The sequence below is a fragment of the Ensifer canadensis genome (assembly GCF_017488845.2).
GTDB lineage: Bacteria > Pseudomonadota > Alphaproteobacteria > Rhizobiales > Rhizobiaceae > Ensifer > Ensifer canadensis.
In genome coordinates, this window is record NZ_CP083373.1 from 15336 (window position 1) to 31043 (window position 15708).

Genomic DNA, 15708 nt, shown 5'->3' on the forward strand with positions numbered 1-15708 from the left:
GGAGAGATATACCATGAGACGTTTTCTACTCAGTACGGCAGCACTGATTGCGCTGACCTGCGGCACCTCGGCCCACGCGCAGACGAAGATCGAGCTGCAGCGCTTCTTCGGCGCCTGCGACGCAGAGTATGGTTCCGTCGCCGACGTTTCCAAGGCCGTCGGCGAGTGCGGCATCATTACTTCGCTGGTCAACAAGTTCGAGGCCGACAATCCGGATATCGACGTCAATGTGACCACCGTGGAATGGCCGGGTTACGACCAGCTCAACGCCCAGCTCTCATCGGGCGCCGCTCCAGATGTCGTCTCCATGCACTACTCCGCGATCTCTGACTACCAGTCGCGGGGCCTGATTGACCCGATCGATCAGGTTCTTTCCACCCAAGGCATCTCGCCTGACAGTTTCACGGATGCCGCCCGTGACGGAGTGACCAAGGAAGGCAAGATGTTCGGTTTGCCCTTCGACAACTGGACCATGCTCTTCCACGTCAACATGAACCTGATGAAGGAAGCCGGCCTCGTGAACGCAGACGGCACGCCTATTCTTCCGAAGTCGGCCGACGAACTCATAGCTCAGGGAAAGCAGTTCAAGGAAAAGACTGGCAAGCCCTATCTCGTGCAGATCCTCGCCAATGAGACGGCCGCCTATGCGCGTGTACTCTACACGCTGCTGCAGCAGCAGAACGCTGACTTCTTCGCCGATCCGACCAAGATCACGCTGAACACGCCGGAAGCCAAGAACGTCGTCGAGTTGATGAAGAAGATCAAGGACGTAGGCCTGACGACAACCGGTCTCGACTATGCGGCTGCTGTTACGGCCTTCACCAATGGCGATGGTGGCATTGCGGTCAACGGCACCTGGCTGATTGGCGATTTCGTCGCCCAGTCGGAAAAGGAGGGTACGGCTCTTGCGAAGGGCTACACCGTTTATCCGGTCCCGCAGCTCTATCCTGGTCGTGACAGTACCTATGCCGACGGCCACAGCTGGGTTATGCCGCACAAGGATCGCTCGCCGGAACAGATCGAAGCGATCGGCAAGCTCTTCAAGTTCCTCGCCGAGAACGACTTCCAGTGGGCTCGCACCGGTCACCTTCCGGCGGTCAAGGTCGTCTTCGACATGCCAGAATTCAACTCGCTGCCGCACCGTGAAAACATCGCCGAGATTGCCGAGACTGGTCGCTCGCTGCCCGGTGCTGTCCAGCGTCAGTTCGCCATCCAGGACATCATCGGCGAAGAGGTGGGCGCGGCCGTGAACGGCGACAAAACAGTCGACGAAGCTCTTGGCAGCGTGGAGAGCCGCATCAACGACCTGCTTGCCAATCTCTGATGGCAAACAGACCAATTCGGGCGTGGGACCTGGGTCCCACGCCCGAATGCAAAAAAGGATGACCTCCGTGGCGAAGGTCATCCTTGCACACGATCCCGACGGATCATCATCTGGATCGTTTTTTTTGCGCGTGCACTAATATAACCGCTAAAGCACAGTTTTGTTCCCCCGGAATGGCGGGTGGTAACGGGATCGTCTCCGACCAGGCCGCTTTTGCTCACTGGGAGACTGCGCCGCCCGCAGGTCAGACGCGTTGGTCTGCGGCAGTGCCGGGACGGTTCATCGGCTTGAGAAATTGACCGGAGAGGAGTGTCTCGGTATCGAGGTGAGGGATGAAGCCGACGGCGGGATCTCAACGTTACTTCCATGCCTTGAACCTGGCTCAAACGGGATTTTTGGTGAGAACCGGTAGCAAATGGCGCGTTCGATCGGCGGGTGGGTAGCCTTTCTCGCCTTCACCGAACTCGGTGCCGAAAACCAATTCGAGCTGAGCCCGCTTCAATTCACGTTTGCTTTGGAACCTTAAGCCCCACACGCCGCTTCCTCTTGTTGAAACGGGAGTAACTGGCTATGCCCAAGAAAATTACTGTAGCTAAGAAGCAAGCGGACCGCCGCCCCAAGCACCAGGAAACGATACCGGAACCCGATGATCTCAATCATCCGTGCCGAGACACGAGAGAGACGCCAGCGCCGAACCCAAACGGCGAGCCTGTCAGACCTCGTAACCGCGTCCCGGCCACTGCAAAAGAAATCTTGCGGCGGCGGTGATTGATCTCGGCTGCGCGCCTTTACTGCCGCCAATCGCACGGCTGGCGAAGCGACTCTCGTCGATTTTCGGATTGCTGGGACGTGCTGCTTACTGAGAATTGGGAAAGCTGGTACCAACACGAAATAGGCGAACAAACCTGCGGCGATTGCAGCAAGCGTCGCCAAAGCGAGCGTGAGCGCGTATGGTCCTTTGCCGCCGGCTGAAAAGGCCAGCACCACTTTCGTCAGCAAATTGATCATCACCGCGATCAGGATCGCCGCGACGGCAGTCGTGAGATCGACTGACGTCGGCGTAAGACGTGCAGTCGAAAGCGTGATCGCATCGAGATCCATCAGGCCGGAGACGGCGGCGACAACAAAAAGCATGACCTGGCCGATTCTCTCGACCAGAAACTTTGACGCCACGATAACGCCGCCGAGCAGGGCGCCGAAACGCAGTACCTCGCCGAGTTCGAATGGGTTTTTCAGGTGAAGATCCGGCGCATCACGCTTACCGCCGCTTCGCCACAGAATCAAACCACTTGCAGCCAGTAGCACGAACACGGCCGGCGTTAATACGATCGCGAGAGGTACCAGGAGAACAGGCGCTATGACGACACCGATAATGACGCCACGGACCAGCGACAGGGCGCCGGCAATCACCGCGCCGCAAGCCAGTCGCCGAGCACTCTCCGGTGCGTCAACTGCGAAGCGAGCAAAGGAGAGTGTCAGCGCCGTGGAGGAGACCAGTCCACCGGCGGCACCAGCAAACAGAATTCCGCGATTGGGGCCGGCAACGCGGATTGCGACATAGCCGGCAAAGGAGATGGCGGCGATCGTGATCGTCAGCAGCCACAGCGCGAATGGGTTTAGCGCCTGCCACGGATCGATGGGCTCGTTCGGCAACAGCGGGAGAGCAACTAAGCTCATGGCAAGAAGAACGAGGGCTGCTCGAACCTCCAGCCAGGTCAATTGCCGGAGAAAGCCATGCAGGCTGCGTTTGGCCGCAAGAAGTGCCGTGGTTGCAACCCCACCGGCGGCGGCTAGCCGTATGTCGCCCACGACCGCAACCGCGCCAAGCGCGACGACCACGAAACTCGCGATGACTGTCGTTGCGCCGTAATCCTCTTCTTTCTCCGCCTCGCGCCGCTTGAAAATGACGAAAGCAGTGCCGAAGAGCAATAGCAGCACCGCAGGTGACAGGACCCGATCGTAGCTGGAGATAGCCGGCAAGTCCGCCGAGGAAACCTGAAAGTCCGAACGTCCGGATGCCCGCGGTTCTGCCGCCGGATGGCAAATCGCGGTCCTGCCAGCCTCGCTCGCAACCCACAATGAGCCCGATTGCAAGCGCCACACCGAGTTGTTGGAAGGCTTCAACAAATTCCATTCGAAATCATAATCTTCGGCGGGCAGAAGGACAGCGTGCACAGCGGTTACAAAGTGACATTCATGCAGTTCCGTAACGGTCAACCAGCCGACCAGCCAAAGGACATTCTCTTCATCGGCGCACGCGATACGCCCATGGGGAGTCGGTCGCGGTGACTTTCGACCAGACGGGGCGCCCACTGTCGCCGACGCGGTGGGCAACGTCATCTCGCGGGTACACCCGTCTAACGTGGGAACGAGCCAACCTGCTGGCGGGGATTTCTGTCGTGAGCATCTTCCTCTGTCCGAACGGCAGGAACACGATGGAACATTTCTATTCGAAAGAAGTTTTGGCAGTTGTGAGTGAGCCGGACGGTATCTCACCCTTCATCGTGCCTGCCCCCCCCGGGGGTGAGCCGTCCGGTTTTACTCCTATGCCGCTTTATGGAACCCGTCTCGACGAGGGTTCATTCCCCCAGCGACAAGATTTGGTGGGTTGGTGCGCAGGCGACGATCGTCTTACCTTAACCAATGATGCCATCCCATCCCCCGCTAGCCCCGACTTGACGTCTCAGCGATGGTCGTGCCCAACGCGACGAGCTTTCCATCGACGCATGTAACAAACCGCCCACTACACCTTGGCTTTTGTATTCTCTCAATCGAAAGAATTCGTCCGCACAGCTTCTTCGGCGTCGGCGAGGCTGCATCTGCGAGATGGCCCCTTGTGACCGGGTGAATAATTGTAGAATCGGACCTGATGCTAAAAGTTCCATTAGGGCGCGCGAATATACGCAACCCTTCTATTTGGGCTGGCCGCTGACAAATCCACCGCGGACGCCGACCCGCTGCACTAGCAAGACTGCCCGCCGCCTCATGCGCTGACGACTCGCGCAGCATGCCCGACATTGATCGAGATGTCGCTGCCACGGCAGATGATGCTGTCAGCGAGGATGGTCATGCGTCCGCCCACGGTGTCGGTGATCCCGGGAAGCGCGTCGACCGCCGTCGGCGCGCAATCCATGTTCCCGCACGCGCTCGTTGACCACCAAGCCCTCGGGTCTCTCTTCGGCATAAGTCGGCAGGTTCGGGATAGGCCTACAAGCGCAACCGATCGGTAGCTGCGGCGTTGGGCGTCGGGCTCGAAGGGCTTGCCCTTGATGATGCCAAGTGCGGCCAGCGACCCCATAATCTCTGGATCGAGCGCCTCTGCCGGTTCCTTTTGCACCAGGTCATTGATCATCTCGAAATAGCTGAAATCATTGGGCGGTATGGTATTCATCGCCTTGCCGGTTTCCCGGTGAATTTGACCGGCTCTTGGGGGTTATGGTCGGAACGACAGGCCGCATTTGCGAGATTTGCTGCTGCAGCAAGGTCGTGCCCACGCTTTTGCCCCCTAGCGATTGTTCGATCTTGGCTGGAGTTGTTAGTTTATGCTAATTCAAGGCGGGCGCAGGTCTATCTAAATTCGCTTGAAGACGACAGCATCGGATGCCGCGACAAACAAATCTTCATGATTTTTGGGAAAAAATTGGTGGCTGCGAATGCCGGAGATGTAAAATCGCCAATCGACTGTGACGCTGGGATTGACGATGCCCCTAGAGGGCATTGTCTACAACCGTGTAGCCCAAAACAGGGAGGATCGATGGTAGAGGTTGGAGAGCGCACGTTCGTTGTGGATCTGCCCGATGCGGATACAACGGACTCTGGAATTTTTACCTGGGATATTGCCCAAGACCTTGTTTATGGCGATGCCGCCTTGGCGGAGCTTTTCGGTCTTGTCGCCGAGGAGACCAATTGCGGATTGCCCCTCAAACTCTACCTTGATCGAGTCCATCCCGAAGATCGGCCACGCTTGGCAAAGAAGATCACCGAAACAATAGTTGGAGGGCGGGCGCAGCAATCCGCCTATCGCGTCAAAACGCATGGTGGCCGCTATGTTTCAGTCATTGCCTTCGGTAGATGCTTCCGCGATCGCAAAGGCAGTCCGGTTCTCTATTCGGGTATCGTGGTTCTGGAAAGCGCGACCTCAACAAACGACAACCGAAAACACTGATTTGCTTGCGGCGGGACAGCACGCGGCCGGGAATTGTAGTCCTTTGACCTGGTAACAGCCTGTCGCGAAATCGCTACCAAGCTGTTCGCCGATTGAACGGCACAGGTGCTACATCTCGTTGGTCCACCGACCGCCGGCCAACCGGTGTTGGACCTTTTGAGGTTTGATCACGATAACCCATAAGAATTAATTGATTTTCTTCTCCGTACCCATAGACTTGCACTGCGGGGCACCAACCTGGTCTTGACGAATTTGCTAACAAACTAGGCATATTGCGGCGCCGATTGCTGGATATTTGCAGGTTAAGATTCAAAGTCATCGGACGAGCCCTGGTTCCTGGACCAGGGCTCTTTCGTTAGGGCTGCCCAGAGATGATAAGCCGCTGACAACTCGCGTCGCCGAGTGCTCCAGGGCGCATGACGGCCGGCTAAAGCTCGAATGAACCAACGGAGCGGTTGAGAGTTTAAGAGACATGATCGATTCGCGACGAAGGAATACATCATGACCACTTCCGTCTTCAGTTCAGCGCATCACACCAACAAGATAAAATCCGAAATGAACGCCCTCATCCAGCATCTGCGCGAAGACGTCAATGCCGTCGACGACACGCAATTGAGAGCCCTATGCGAAACTTCGGCAGAAGTCCTTGGTGGATTGGTAAAAGCATTCACCGACTATGAGTTGAAGAACGAAGCCGCCTGGAAATAGTGTGTCGCTCGAATTCATATGTAGCTCGTTCTGCGCCTCAGTGGCTCAGCAACGTTGGTACTAAGGATTGGGTGGGTAGCGGCCTGTCCGTTTCTTGAGATCAGAAGAGGCGCCGCCGTCCCAGGGCGCCGGATCTGTGGTTATGTACCCGAGATATCTTACCTCACACCCCGCTCGCCATCCGCGCATGGTCACATAAATCTTCAATTTCGAGGCGTTCAGACCGACGCTGCGTGATCACCATCCTCAATAGCTTTTTTAGCGCGGCGACGGCGATCATCGATGAGCGCGGTGGCGTCGTCGTAAACTACATCGGTGATGCCTTGATCGCGGCTTTCAATGCGCCACTTCCCGCCGAAGACCACCCGGCACGGGCGGTTGCCGCCGCTCGCGATCTGCTGGCTCTGGTTTCATTACGCGAATTCGAAGGCCACGCGCTCCGTCTGAGAATCGGTGTTGCTACAGGCCAGGTGGCCGCCGGGACCGTCGGGGGTGAGGAACGTCACACCTACACACTGTATGGCGACACGGTGAATTTGGCGCAGCGACTCGAGGAATTGAATAAGGAGTTTTCAACCGATTGCCTCATTAGCGGCTCCACATTTAACGCCGCGCGTGAGAGTTGCGTTGATGCAGTTGCGATGGGATCGGTGCAGGTGCGTGGACGTCAAACCGCGGTCGAGGTTTTTGCCCTCAGGCGCTGAGCGGGTCAGCCCCGCCGCTGCATTCGAGCTCGGCGCTTGATCCGCTGTTTCAGCGACCCCAAGTGCATTCTTCACGGACTTCCTGCCGTAATCGGTACTTAACGGCCCGACGCGATTTGAAATGGAGGCTGAGATAGCGGCGATTTCCTCGGACGTGAACAACATCGAAACCCGCCAGGCGATTGTGAGTTCACAGTGGTGTCGGACTGGCCTCTTCCAAACGGGCTGTTAATTCCGATTGAAAGCCAAGTGCGTTCGGTCGTTCGCTTGGTCATTATTTGATCACCTTGACTATCCCAGCCAACTTGTCCCCGTGGGAGGCGAGTTGTTCTCCGAGTGCTTTGGCTTGGAGGGCGGTGAGTCCAAACTGCAAAGCCGAAACTTGTTCCAGATCGTGATCGACACCGAATTCGAGGCGAAGGAAAACATCGGAGTTCTGGTTTATAAGCGTCGCGGTCTTCCAGCCAATGATAGGCGACACCCTTATGTTGCCTTGGCCGTCCTTGTTCCAGCGGTTCATTTTATCTCGCCTCCGATGTGATGGGACGTATGAACATTACGATGCCAGGACCGTGACAGGGCTACGCCGAAGCTCGGCGCGGCAGGCAGCCCGACGCGTCCTACTGCCGGCGATACGCAGGTAGTTGGACCATCAAAGCCTCCAGACAATCGTTTCGAAGTCCACCGCCGATCAGCAGCTTTTAAACCTCAGGACTCCAACCGAAACCGGAAAGAATGGTTCCATTATGACACGCCGCATCAACGAGGCGGGTCCCGCTGGCACCTTCGAATGAAGGTGGACGACATTGGTTCTCCGTTCTCGAACCGTCCTAGAACCAGAATTATCTGGCCATCTCGTTAGGCGCCTCAGACTGATCAGGCGCGCCGCGCGGCTCCTTCACTGCCTAGGGGGAGGTGCCTTTCCCGAACTGCTTCCCTGGAGACGCCGACTAAATTCTTGAAGTGGTCAGGCATTATCACCTCAGTGCGAAGTCCAATCACTTTTACTCATAGCCTTAATCCCAGCCGGCCCCTCGGGGATAGCGGACGTTGCCGTAATCAAGCCCTCGTTCTGGGATTTTCGCGTGGAGATCGGACCTTCTCGAAGAAGGTCCCAGCTGCTTTTGTTGTCACTCCTTGGAGATTGTGGCGTATTCCAGCAGTATTTATCACAAAGGCTTAGTATCTGGATTAGCTCCAGCCACTGCACGGAGCATTCCATGTGAAAATGACAGAGCTTAGTGGTGCATCCAGGTCGGCTGTTCGCTCTGAATACGAGGTGTGGGGGCTACCGCCTGCAGAACCAGCGGCCACATTCGGTCAATGCCACTTCATCAGTATTGCCGAACCTGAGTTCATCCATCAAGAATTTTGCGAGGCGGCGTGCGCGAATGTCTTGGCGCGGGATTCTCGCTTCGAAGCAAATTCGATCGAATATCCTTTGCAGGGTGCCGATCTGCTGAGGTGCGAGTTCAAAGCCTGACTGGTCAAACTGAATAGCCATATAGACCTCCCTCTATGAGCTATCGCTTTCACCGGGGGAGAAAAGATAGCGAAATCTCCAATTGGCTCCAAGTGAGCAAAAGTTGAGATTTTTATGGCGGCGGACTGCTTCTGGTAGAGGACGCAGTGGCGCATAATGAAAAGGCCCTTGCTGAAGGGGCCGGGAGGCTATCGCCGACGTCGGGCAGCGGGTTTATTTGGCGAGATATGGGGGCCACGTTCCGCTCGCGCTTTGCGGGCGGTCTGTGGGTGCGTCTCGCGCGCATTGCACGAGCATCTCATCGATGGGACGATGCCACCATGAATTTCTCTGCCTGGTGCTGGTCATCCGGTGCGTAGTCGATCGGCTAGATATCGCCCAGGGCCTACACGAAACGCGTGAGGGGTGAGCCGATAGATGAACGACAAAGCGACAATCACCGGCAACCTTCGAGCGCTGGGCGTTCAATCTGGCGATCTACTCATGGTGCACGCATCGCTGAAGGCTATCGGCGCCGTGGAGGGTGGCCCGCGTGCCATTGTGGCATCGATCCTTGAGGCCGTCGGGCCGAACGGCACTTTGATGGGCTATGCCTCATGGGATCGATCACCCTATGACGAGACTCTGAACGGCGCCCAATTGAGCGAGGAGCGACGCCGGAATTGGCCACCGTTCCACCCCGAGACGGCGGGAACATACCGCGGCTTTGGCGTCCTTAACCAGTACCTCGTCGATACGCCGGATGCTTTGCGCAGTGCGCACCCGGATTCATCCATGGTCGCGGTGGGATCGCTTGCAAGAGAGATGATCGAGCCGCATGTTCTCGGACGGGCATTCGGTCAAGGGTCTCCCTTGGAGCGTTTTGTCAAGCGGGGCGGAAAGGTGCTGTTGCTCGGTGCTCCCCTGGATGCCGTCACTGTTCTACACTATGCCGAGGCAATAGCCGAAATTCCTGGAAAGCGCCGCGTGACCTATGAGATGCCGCTTCTCGACCCGCAAGGCCAAACCATCTGGGCGCATACGGAAGACTTCGATTCGAACGGCATCCTGAGTTGCTTTGCGATCGATGGAGAGCCCGATGCCGTCGAAACGATTGCAAATGCGTACGTGCTCTTGGGTCGGCATCGCGAAGGCCCGGTGGCGCGTGCGCACAGCTACCTGTTCGATGCCAAGGACATCGTCGAATTTGGCGTCGAGTATCTTGAGCGGAATTTTGGCGCGGCGGGACTTACCTGATGCTGGGCTGGCTCCGCTGGCGGTGAACGGATTCCTCGTTATCGGCATTGCTTATGAGCGCAGAATGGATCACGGCATCGCTTTGAATTTTTGACCATGATGACGAAAGTCAGTGTTATTTCGCCCCGGCCGTCTAGGCCAACAGGCGCCCTCAACTCATTCCTACTCCGGGGAAGCTAATCCAGACCAGATATACACGGTATGTCCTGTGGATGTTCGCTGCTTGTTCGCGACGCCTTGACGGTCTTTCGCCCGATTAATCATCCTCGATCGCCATTCAGGCGGGGAGTTGGTAACGATCCTGGCGATTACCAAAGCCAATGCAATGTGAAGCTGTTGAATACAATCCCCGGCATCAGCGAGATCTTCGCCCGGTTGATCGAATGGTGATGGCTACCAATTCCTCCACATTCCAGTTTGTAAGGCGCACGCAGCCATGATCGACCGGATACCCAAGTAGTCGATCGCCGCAATCATCCTACCGGGCTGTGAAAACCCGAAGCGTGCGGCAGGCTCAAGTGCGGCAACTTGCCCCGAAGTCATGCGGACAGCCGAGAAAGAAATTCGCGCACAAGCACTCGTGCTTCATCGAAGTGGGTTTCCAGCAGCCAGTGACCGGCACCAGCGATCAGATGCAGCTGCGCATTCGGCAGATCACGCAAATAGGCTCGGGCAGACTGGGCCGGCATGTAGCCGTCTTCTGGTCCCCATACGATCAAAGTCGAAGGCTGGTTCTGCCGCAAATAGGCTTGATAGCGGGGAAACCAGGTAAAATTCTCTTCCCAGATTTCGATCAGCCGGACTGAAATCCTTCGTCTTTCCGGCGTATTCATCAAGGGCCAATGCAGTTTCCACAAATCCGGGGGAACTCGTGCGGCAACCTCGGCCGACACTTCACCCACAAATTCCGCGCGAAAGCCTGCTTCCGATACCGCGTCTTCCAACACCCGGTGCGTCTCGGTCGTGCGATCCGCCCACCAGGATTTCAGCGCCGCATACTTGGGGCCCATGACATCCTCGTAGATGTCGCCGTTCTGAATGATGAGGCCTGTTATCCTATCGAGGAACTGTCCTGAAACTGTTGCAGAAAGCGCTTTTTGAACTCTCCTCCATCGAGGCGCGGACTTGGGCTTCCCTTTCTGGGGATAAGATCAACTTCCAAAATAGTGTCATCGTGCGGCGATCTGCACTTTCGTTGCAAATGACGAAACTCCCGCTCCGCGCATCCTCCGGTGGATGAACGACTGCCCGCGTCACCGTTTGTGATCATGATTTGGCGTCAGGATGATCAGTTCTTCTCGTGGGAATCGTGCTAACGGTGGCGGCGGGCGGATCACTTGCTGGAAAAGACGCCTTCAGACCTTCGTCAAGCTGTTCCTCCAATGTGCCCGTGTCCTTGGCGGTGCGCGCGCTGCGCAGTGATTCTACAGCGGGCGATACCTGGGGATCTGTCTCTGGCTCCACCTCGGTGGCGACCTTATCGAACGTGGCCACCTGGACCATGAGCGCCTTAGCCTTTGCGACGGCACTATCAACGTCCAGATCGTGTTCGCTGTCCTGCAGCCGAACCGAGATCACGTTGCCACCCTCTGCGACCCATTCAACAGTCATCACGCCCCCTGGGTCGGAAAGCACCTGTTGTCCGATGATGTTCATAGCTATCTCCGTTGGTGATAAGGAGAACCACTTCGGACGGCAGATGTTCCCCCTCGAGGCCCGACAGACTGCCAATCGAGCAAAAATCATAATTCGTCTGAAAATATGATCGTATCGCGAACAGCTACCGCTCACACAGCCGGCGCTCTCCCCGATAAGGCTGGTAGGTGCAGTCGGACGCTCGAAACGATCGATAGCTCCGCGCGCAAGCCCTAATATTGCAGGACGCTGCTGGCCCTTCTTGGCTTGTCATCAGCCCTGTATCTGGATCAATCTGAGGTTCAGGTTGGGCCATTGCCGCTTGCATGAAATCCCGCCAAATGCGCGCCGGGAGCGCACCACCGGTGACGCCCTTCATAGGCGTGTCGTCATCGTTACCGACCCAGACGCCGGCAACAAGATCTTCCGTAAAACCTACAAACCAGGCGTCACGGTTGTTCTGGCTGGTGCCGGTCTTTCCGGCTGCAAATGAACCCGGGAAAGCATCACGTCCGGTGCCGCGCTCGACCACAAGCTGCAATAGGCTCACCAGATCCTGTTGGTAGGTGGAGAGATCGGTCGAAGCGGCTGTGAGCGGGCCGACGCGGAACGCCTTGGTTTGGGTCGACGCCTGAAAATCGATTACGCCCCAAGGTTCGACCGGCGATTTTCCCAGGCGGATCGAGGCATAGGCGCCCGTCAGGTCAAGCAGACTGACTTCGGATGATCCGAGCGCTAATGCCGGCACGGGATTTAGTGGAGCATCGATTCCGAGCTCTCTTGCGGCCGCTACAACATTCTCGATGCCCACTTCCTGCGCCAGCGCAACCGTTGCACCATTGAGAGATCGGGCGAAGGCTTCCGCAATTGTTACCCATCCATGATAGCGGCCTGTCGAGTTTTGCGGCGACCACCCGTCGACTTCAATCGGGCCATCGAAGACCTGATCACGCAAGGTAAGTCCGTTCTTCAATGCGGCATAGAAGACGAAAAGCTTGAACGTTGAGCCAGGCTGTCTCTTCGCGGCAACGGCGCGGTTAAACTGGCTGGCCTTGTAGTCGCGTCCGCCGACCATCGCGACCACCGCTCCATCTGGCGTCATTGCGACCAGTGCGGCCTGTGACGCACCCAGAGTTTTTCCTTCCTTATCAAGATTGCGAGCGACGACATCTTCGGCAAGCTGCTGAAGGCGTGGCACCAGCGTCGTGCGCACTGTTGTCGAACCTGGAGAGGCACCTGCAATTTCGCCGGCCTGGGGCGAAATCCAGTCAGCAAACCAACTGCCCGAGCGCGGCGTCGGCGTGGTCGGATGCAATTCGGCAAACTTCGCCTTGGCGGCGGACGCATCTTGCGCTGCGAGCTTGCCGTTTGCCACCATCGCATCGAGGACCGTTGTCGTCCTTTCGCGTGCGGCTTCGAAATTGTCGATCGGATTCAATTGGCTCGGCGCCTTCAACAGTCCGGCCAGCATCGCAGCTTCCTGGACGTTGAGTGCGGCAATCTCCTTGTTGAAATAGATCCGGGCTGCCGCGGGCATTCCTGTCGCGCCGGACCCGAGGTAAACGGAGTTCAAGTATCGCGTGAGGATCTCCCGCTTGCCAAGCTTCCACTCGAGCCAGAACGCGATAACCAGTTCCTGCAGCTTGCGCTTCAGCGTGCGATCGCTTTCAAGGTACTGCACTTTGATCAGTTGCTGGGTAATCGTGCTGCCGCCTTGAACGACCGAGCCGGCCTGGAAGTTTCTCAATACGGCCCGCATGATGCCTTTCAAATCGACTCCGTAATGATCCATGAACCGCCGATCCTCGATTGAAAGTACGGCATCGACCAAATGCGCTGGAAATTCCTCGTATCGGGCGTAGGGGCCCTGGAAAGGACCTTGTCTTACGATTGGCTGGCCGTCCGCGGCTTCAAGGACCACGATAGGTTTTAGGGAGCCGTCGGCGATTTCTCGCCACGGCACATCCTTCAGTGCCCAGATCAGCATTCCGATCACGAAGATCGCAAAGGTCAACGTCACCATCAAGATCCCGGCTTTCCATGAGCGAGGCTGAAGTCGCAAGGCGGGAAACCATGCCGGCGTGGAGACGACGCCTACTGCACCGGATATTCCTTTGCGGAGGGGGGCCATGGCTGATGCCGCCCTCTGTCGAAATTTGGGGGGGAATGAGGCGCGCGAAGCTCTCGCGACCAGTTTGACCTTCTTGATCAGCGCGGGCGCACCTGCGAGGCAACGCTGTCCGACTGTGCCGAGATCGCGGCGAAAAGCGGATGCAAGATGGCGAAGTGCGCGCTTGCTTTCCGTAAAGGCGGGTGGGTGCGGCTCGCTCTCGTCTGACGATGCAACCGCAGCGGCGCTGTCGCTAGAGCTGACAGCCGGCTCCACTGCTGCCCGAATGGTTTCTGGTTCGACCCCAATCGTCGAAGAATTGGTATCTTCATCATCGGTCTGATTTGGGCTGTCAGCGGAGTGGGTCATTTCCTGCCGGCGATATTGTTCCTTCTAAGAAATTAGTGCGAGAAAGGGCAGAAGAAAGGCGTTGATGCCAACCGGCCGCGATCGCTATACAGACCGAGTACGAGCGGCCTGGCTGTAACGAACGCCAAGCGCTTCGTCGTTCATCGTGACTCGGAGTACGTGATCCGCAAATTCAGGCGCTCGATGATCTGCCAGTCGAATTTCCATCGCAGTACGGACATCGTTAGTTTTGTTCCTGCCGCGGGTTTGCGGTAACCCGCACGTCCAAACTCGGCATCCGAATTGAGCGCCTCGGCGGTCGAATTGGGGAACTTTCAGCTCGCGTCGAAGTTTGACTGAAGCGCCTCGTCATCGAGCGAATTTTTAAGAAGTTCGGCCTCACCTAGGAAGGTGGTTGGCATACGAACGGTTTTTGTAAGCCATTGTAACTTATAGATAACCAAAATCTTCTTTGCGACGGAAAAGGAACCATCGCCAAGCACCCGCGTTGTCTCAGCGTCGTTCAATTTTCGCATCGAGGAGACAACAATGAGACAAATGATCGTCGCGACAGCCTTTCTGGCGGCAAGCGCATTCAGTGCCTATGCACAGACCGCAACAACGTCGCCGGACCCTGAAACGCCGGCAATCGCCACGCCCGACACCACCAATCCGACCGCGCCTGTCGAGGGCGCCAACAGCTTCACCGAAGAGCAGGCGCGCGCCCGACTTCAGGAGAACGGCTACACCGCGGTGACCGGGCTGAAGCTGGACGAGAAGGGCATATGGCACGCCTCTGCCACCAAGGACGGAAAGCCCGTAACCGTCACCCTCGACTACCAGGGCAACATCGTCGCCAACTGAAGTTGTAATCTCAGCAAACCCATCGAAGGAAAACCAACATGAAAACCGTGACTGGACTTTTCGACACCTATGACCAAGCATCTGAAGCTGTACGAGCGCTGAAAGCCGCCGGCATTCCCGATGACGACATCAGCATGGTCGCGAGCAACGGCGAGGGCCGATACAAGGTTGACGACACAGAAGGTGCGGCCGAAGGGGCGGGTACCGGTGCTGGCATCGGTGCTGCGGTCGGCGGCGCAGGCGGTCTTCTGACCGGCCTCGGGCTGATGGCGATCCCGGGTGTCGGCCCGGTCGTTGCTGCCGGCTGGCTTGCGGCGACTGCTGCGGGTGCTGCTGCCGGTGCGGTTGCCGGTGGTGCGGTCGGCGGGATTATCGGGGCGCTGACGGATTCCGGCGTGCCGGAAGAAGATGCGCATGTCTATGCCGAGGGTGTGCGCCGAGGCGGCACATTGGTAACAGCGCGCGTTGCCGACAGCGAGGCTGCCGAGGCGGAGGCGATCCTCAGGCGATCGAACTGGGTGGATCTCGAGGAGCGGCGCTCCTCTTATCGCGAGCAAGGTTGGAACCGATTCGATGAGACACTCGATCCCTATAGCCCGGCGCAAATTGAAGAGGAACGCACACGATACGCTAGCCGTGGAACGTTGATCTAACCAAACAGAACTTCGAAAAGGCCGTCCATGTGGGCGGCCTTTCTTATTTGTTTACTTTGCTTCAGAGCGACAAACGTGATCATCCATGCCTCTGGCCAATAACGATAGTGTGCGATCCATTGGGAACACGTGCTTTGGCCTTGAGTCGCCGGTAATCGGCGAGGATCTCTCTGCTCATGTTTCTAGAACAATGCAGATAAGAAAATGTAGGGTTGCGCGGTCGCTTCATGGGAAGGTTGGGCCCGAACTTCGGCGATGCCTCCTTGTCGCTTGGATTGAGCGGCCTCTACACCGGGTCTCATGGCGTGGATACCTCCCTTGTCCATCGAATAGTCAAACAGCTTTTTTCGCCGTCAAGACCCGTGACCGAGCCGGTTGTGATGATTGCCGAGCCCGGCCTGTAACGGTGCAAGAAGAGTGGCGCTTCACGCCGGTCGTTGCGGAAAAGCTGTGTCCGACATAGCTACCGCATCGGCAT

General features: G+C 57.4%; 14 protein-coding genes and 2 pseudogenes. 7 read left to right on the forward strand and 9 right to left on the reverse strand.

Going from position 1 to position 15708, the window contains the following annotated elements:
* Positions 1-13: 13 nt before the first annotated feature.
* Positions 14-1324, forward strand: coding sequence for an extracellular solute-binding protein (locus tag J3R84_RS29625; RefSeq protein ID WP_203528456.1), 1311 nt, complete (start codon positions 14-16; stop codon positions 1322-1324).
* Positions 1325-2206: 882 nt separating this feature from the next.
* Here J3R84_RS29625 and J3R84_RS29630 read toward each other — a convergent pair.
* Positions 2207-3458: pseudogene (locus J3R84_RS29630) on the reverse strand (MgtC/SapB family protein); the annotation flags it as partial.
* 849 nt (positions 3459-4307) lie between these two features.
* On the reverse strand, positions 4308-4715 hold the full coding sequence (locus tag J3R84_RS29635) for an alpha-hydroxy-acid oxidizing protein (protein WP_203528458.1): 408 nt from the start codon (positions 4713-4715) through the stop codon (positions 4308-4310).
* Between the two features lie 363 nt (positions 4716-5078).
* Between J3R84_RS29635 and J3R84_RS29640 the strand changes: the two genes are divergently transcribed.
* From J3R84_RS29640 to J3R84_RS29650, 3 genes are all read left to right on the forward strand, one after another.
* Positions 5079-5489 carry a PAS domain-containing protein gene (locus J3R84_RS29640; protein WP_057218574.1) on the forward strand — a complete coding sequence of 137 codons (411 nt, stop codon included), beginning with the start codon at positions 5079-5081 and terminating at the stop codon, positions 5487-5489.
* Positions 5490-5990: 501 nt separating this feature from the next.
* Positions 5991-6197 carry a hypothetical protein gene (locus tag J3R84_RS29645; protein WP_057218573.1) on the forward strand — a complete coding sequence of 69 codons (207 nt, stop codon included), beginning with the start codon at positions 5991-5993 and terminating at the stop codon, positions 6195-6197.
* A gap of 206 nt (positions 6198-6403) precedes the next feature.
* Positions 6404-6901, forward strand: coding sequence for an adenylate/guanylate cyclase domain-containing protein (locus J3R84_RS29650; protein WP_225968602.1), 498 nt, complete (start codon positions 6404-6406; stop codon positions 6899-6901).
* Positions 6902-7175: 274 nt separating this feature from the next.
* On the opposite strand, the gene J3R84_RS29655 is transcribed toward J3R84_RS29650, so the two are convergent.
* Both J3R84_RS29655 and J3R84_RS29660 read right to left on the reverse strand, forming a co-directional pair.
* Entirely contained in the window at positions 7176-7421 is a 246-nt protein-coding gene (locus tag J3R84_RS29655) for a hypothetical protein (protein WP_057218561.1), read from the reverse strand.
* Between the two features lie 768 nt (positions 7422-8189).
* On the reverse strand, positions 8190-8405 hold the full coding sequence (locus tag J3R84_RS29660) for a hypothetical protein (RefSeq protein WP_057218560.1): 216 nt from the start codon (positions 8403-8405) through the stop codon (positions 8190-8192).
* Positions 8406-8801: 396 nt separating this feature from the next.
* Between J3R84_RS29660 and aac(3) the strand changes: the two genes are divergently transcribed.
* Positions 8802-9620, forward strand: a complete 819-nt coding sequence (gene aac(3), locus J3R84_RS29665) for an aminoglycoside 3-N-acetyltransferase (RefSeq protein ID WP_203528461.1) — start codon at positions 8802-8804, stop codon at positions 9618-9620.
* Between the two features lie 539 nt (positions 9621-10159).
* On the opposite strand, the gene J3R84_RS29670 is transcribed toward aac(3), so the two are convergent.
* The 4 genes from J3R84_RS29670 to J3R84_RS29685 form a co-directional block, all read right to left on the reverse strand.
* Positions 10160-10675, reverse strand: coding sequence for an alpha/beta fold hydrolase (locus J3R84_RS29670; RefSeq protein ID WP_347376844.1), 516 nt, complete (start codon positions 10673-10675; stop codon positions 10160-10162).
* Between the two features lie 211 nt (positions 10676-10886).
* Complete coding sequence (locus J3R84_RS29675; RefSeq protein ID WP_203528463.1) at positions 10887-11276, reverse strand: hypothetical protein; 390 nt, start codon at positions 11274-11276, stop codon at positions 10887-10889.
* A 124-nt stretch (positions 11277-11400) separates the two neighbouring features.
* Entirely contained in the window at positions 11401-13278 is a 1878-nt protein-coding gene (locus J3R84_RS29680; RefSeq protein ID WP_373688534.1) for a PBP1A family penicillin-binding protein, read from the reverse strand.
* Between the two features lie 770 nt (positions 13279-14048).
* The gene (locus tag J3R84_RS29685) at positions 14049-14240 is read right to left on the reverse strand and encodes a hypothetical protein (RefSeq protein ID WP_057218555.1); all 192 of its coding nucleotides are present in this window, start codon (positions 14238-14240) and stop codon (positions 14049-14051) included.
* A gap of 22 nt (positions 14241-14262) precedes the next feature.
* Between J3R84_RS29685 and J3R84_RS29690 the strand changes: the two genes are divergently transcribed.
* Positions 14263-14577: a PepSY domain-containing protein gene (locus J3R84_RS29690; RefSeq protein ID WP_057205554.1), complete on the forward strand. Its 315-nt coding sequence runs from the start codon at positions 14263-14265 to the stop codon at positions 14575-14577.
* 38 nt (positions 14578-14615) lie between these two features.
* On the forward strand, positions 14616-15230 hold the full coding sequence (locus J3R84_RS29695) for a general stress protein (protein WP_057205552.1): 615 nt from the start codon (positions 14616-14618) through the stop codon (positions 15228-15230).
* Between the two features lie 79 nt (positions 15231-15309).
* On the opposite strand, the pseudogene J3R84_RS39125 reads toward J3R84_RS29695, so the two are convergent.
* Positions 15310-15630: pseudogene (locus J3R84_RS39125) on the reverse strand (hypothetical protein); the annotation flags it as partial.
* Positions 15631-15708: the final 78 nt, after the last annotated feature.

Bases quoted from the DNA above. Each gene is read 5' to 3' on its own strand.
- J3R84_RS29680 (WP_373688534.1), bottom strand. From the start codon at position 13,278: ATGGTGACGTTGACCTTTGCGATCTTCGTGATCGGAATGCTGATCTGG.
- J3R84_RS29640 (WP_057218574.1), top strand. From the start codon at position 5,079: ATGGTAGAGGTTGGAGAGCGCACGTTCGTTGTGGATCTGCCCGATGCG.
- J3R84_RS29655 (WP_057218561.1), bottom strand. From the start codon at position 7,421: ATGAACCGCTGGAACAAGGACGGCCAAGGCAACATAAGGGTGTCGCCT.
- J3R84_RS29660 (WP_057218560.1), bottom strand. From the start codon at position 8,405: ATGGCTATTCAGTTTGACCAGTCAGGCTTTGAACTCGCACCTCAGCAG.
- J3R84_RS29635 (WP_203528458.1), bottom strand. From the start codon at position 4,715: ATGAATACCATACCGCCCAATGATTTCAGCTATTTCGAGATGATCAAT.
- J3R84_RS29625 (WP_203528456.1), top strand. From the start codon at position 14: ATGAGACGTTTTCTACTCAGTACGGCAGCACTGATTGCGCTGACCTGC.
- J3R84_RS29695 (WP_057205552.1), top strand. From the start codon at position 14,616: ATGAAAACCGTGACTGGACTTTTCGACACCTATGACCAAGCATCTGAA.
- J3R84_RS29645 (WP_057218573.1), top strand. From the start codon at position 5,991: ATGACCACTTCCGTCTTCAGTTCAGCGCATCACACCAACAAGATAAAA.
- J3R84_RS29690 (WP_057205554.1), top strand. From the start codon at position 14,263: ATGAGACAAATGATCGTCGCGACAGCCTTTCTGGCGGCAAGCGCATTC.
- J3R84_RS29675 (WP_203528463.1), bottom strand. From the start codon at position 11,276: ATGAACATCATCGGACAACAGGTGCTTTCCGACCCAGGGGGCGTGATG.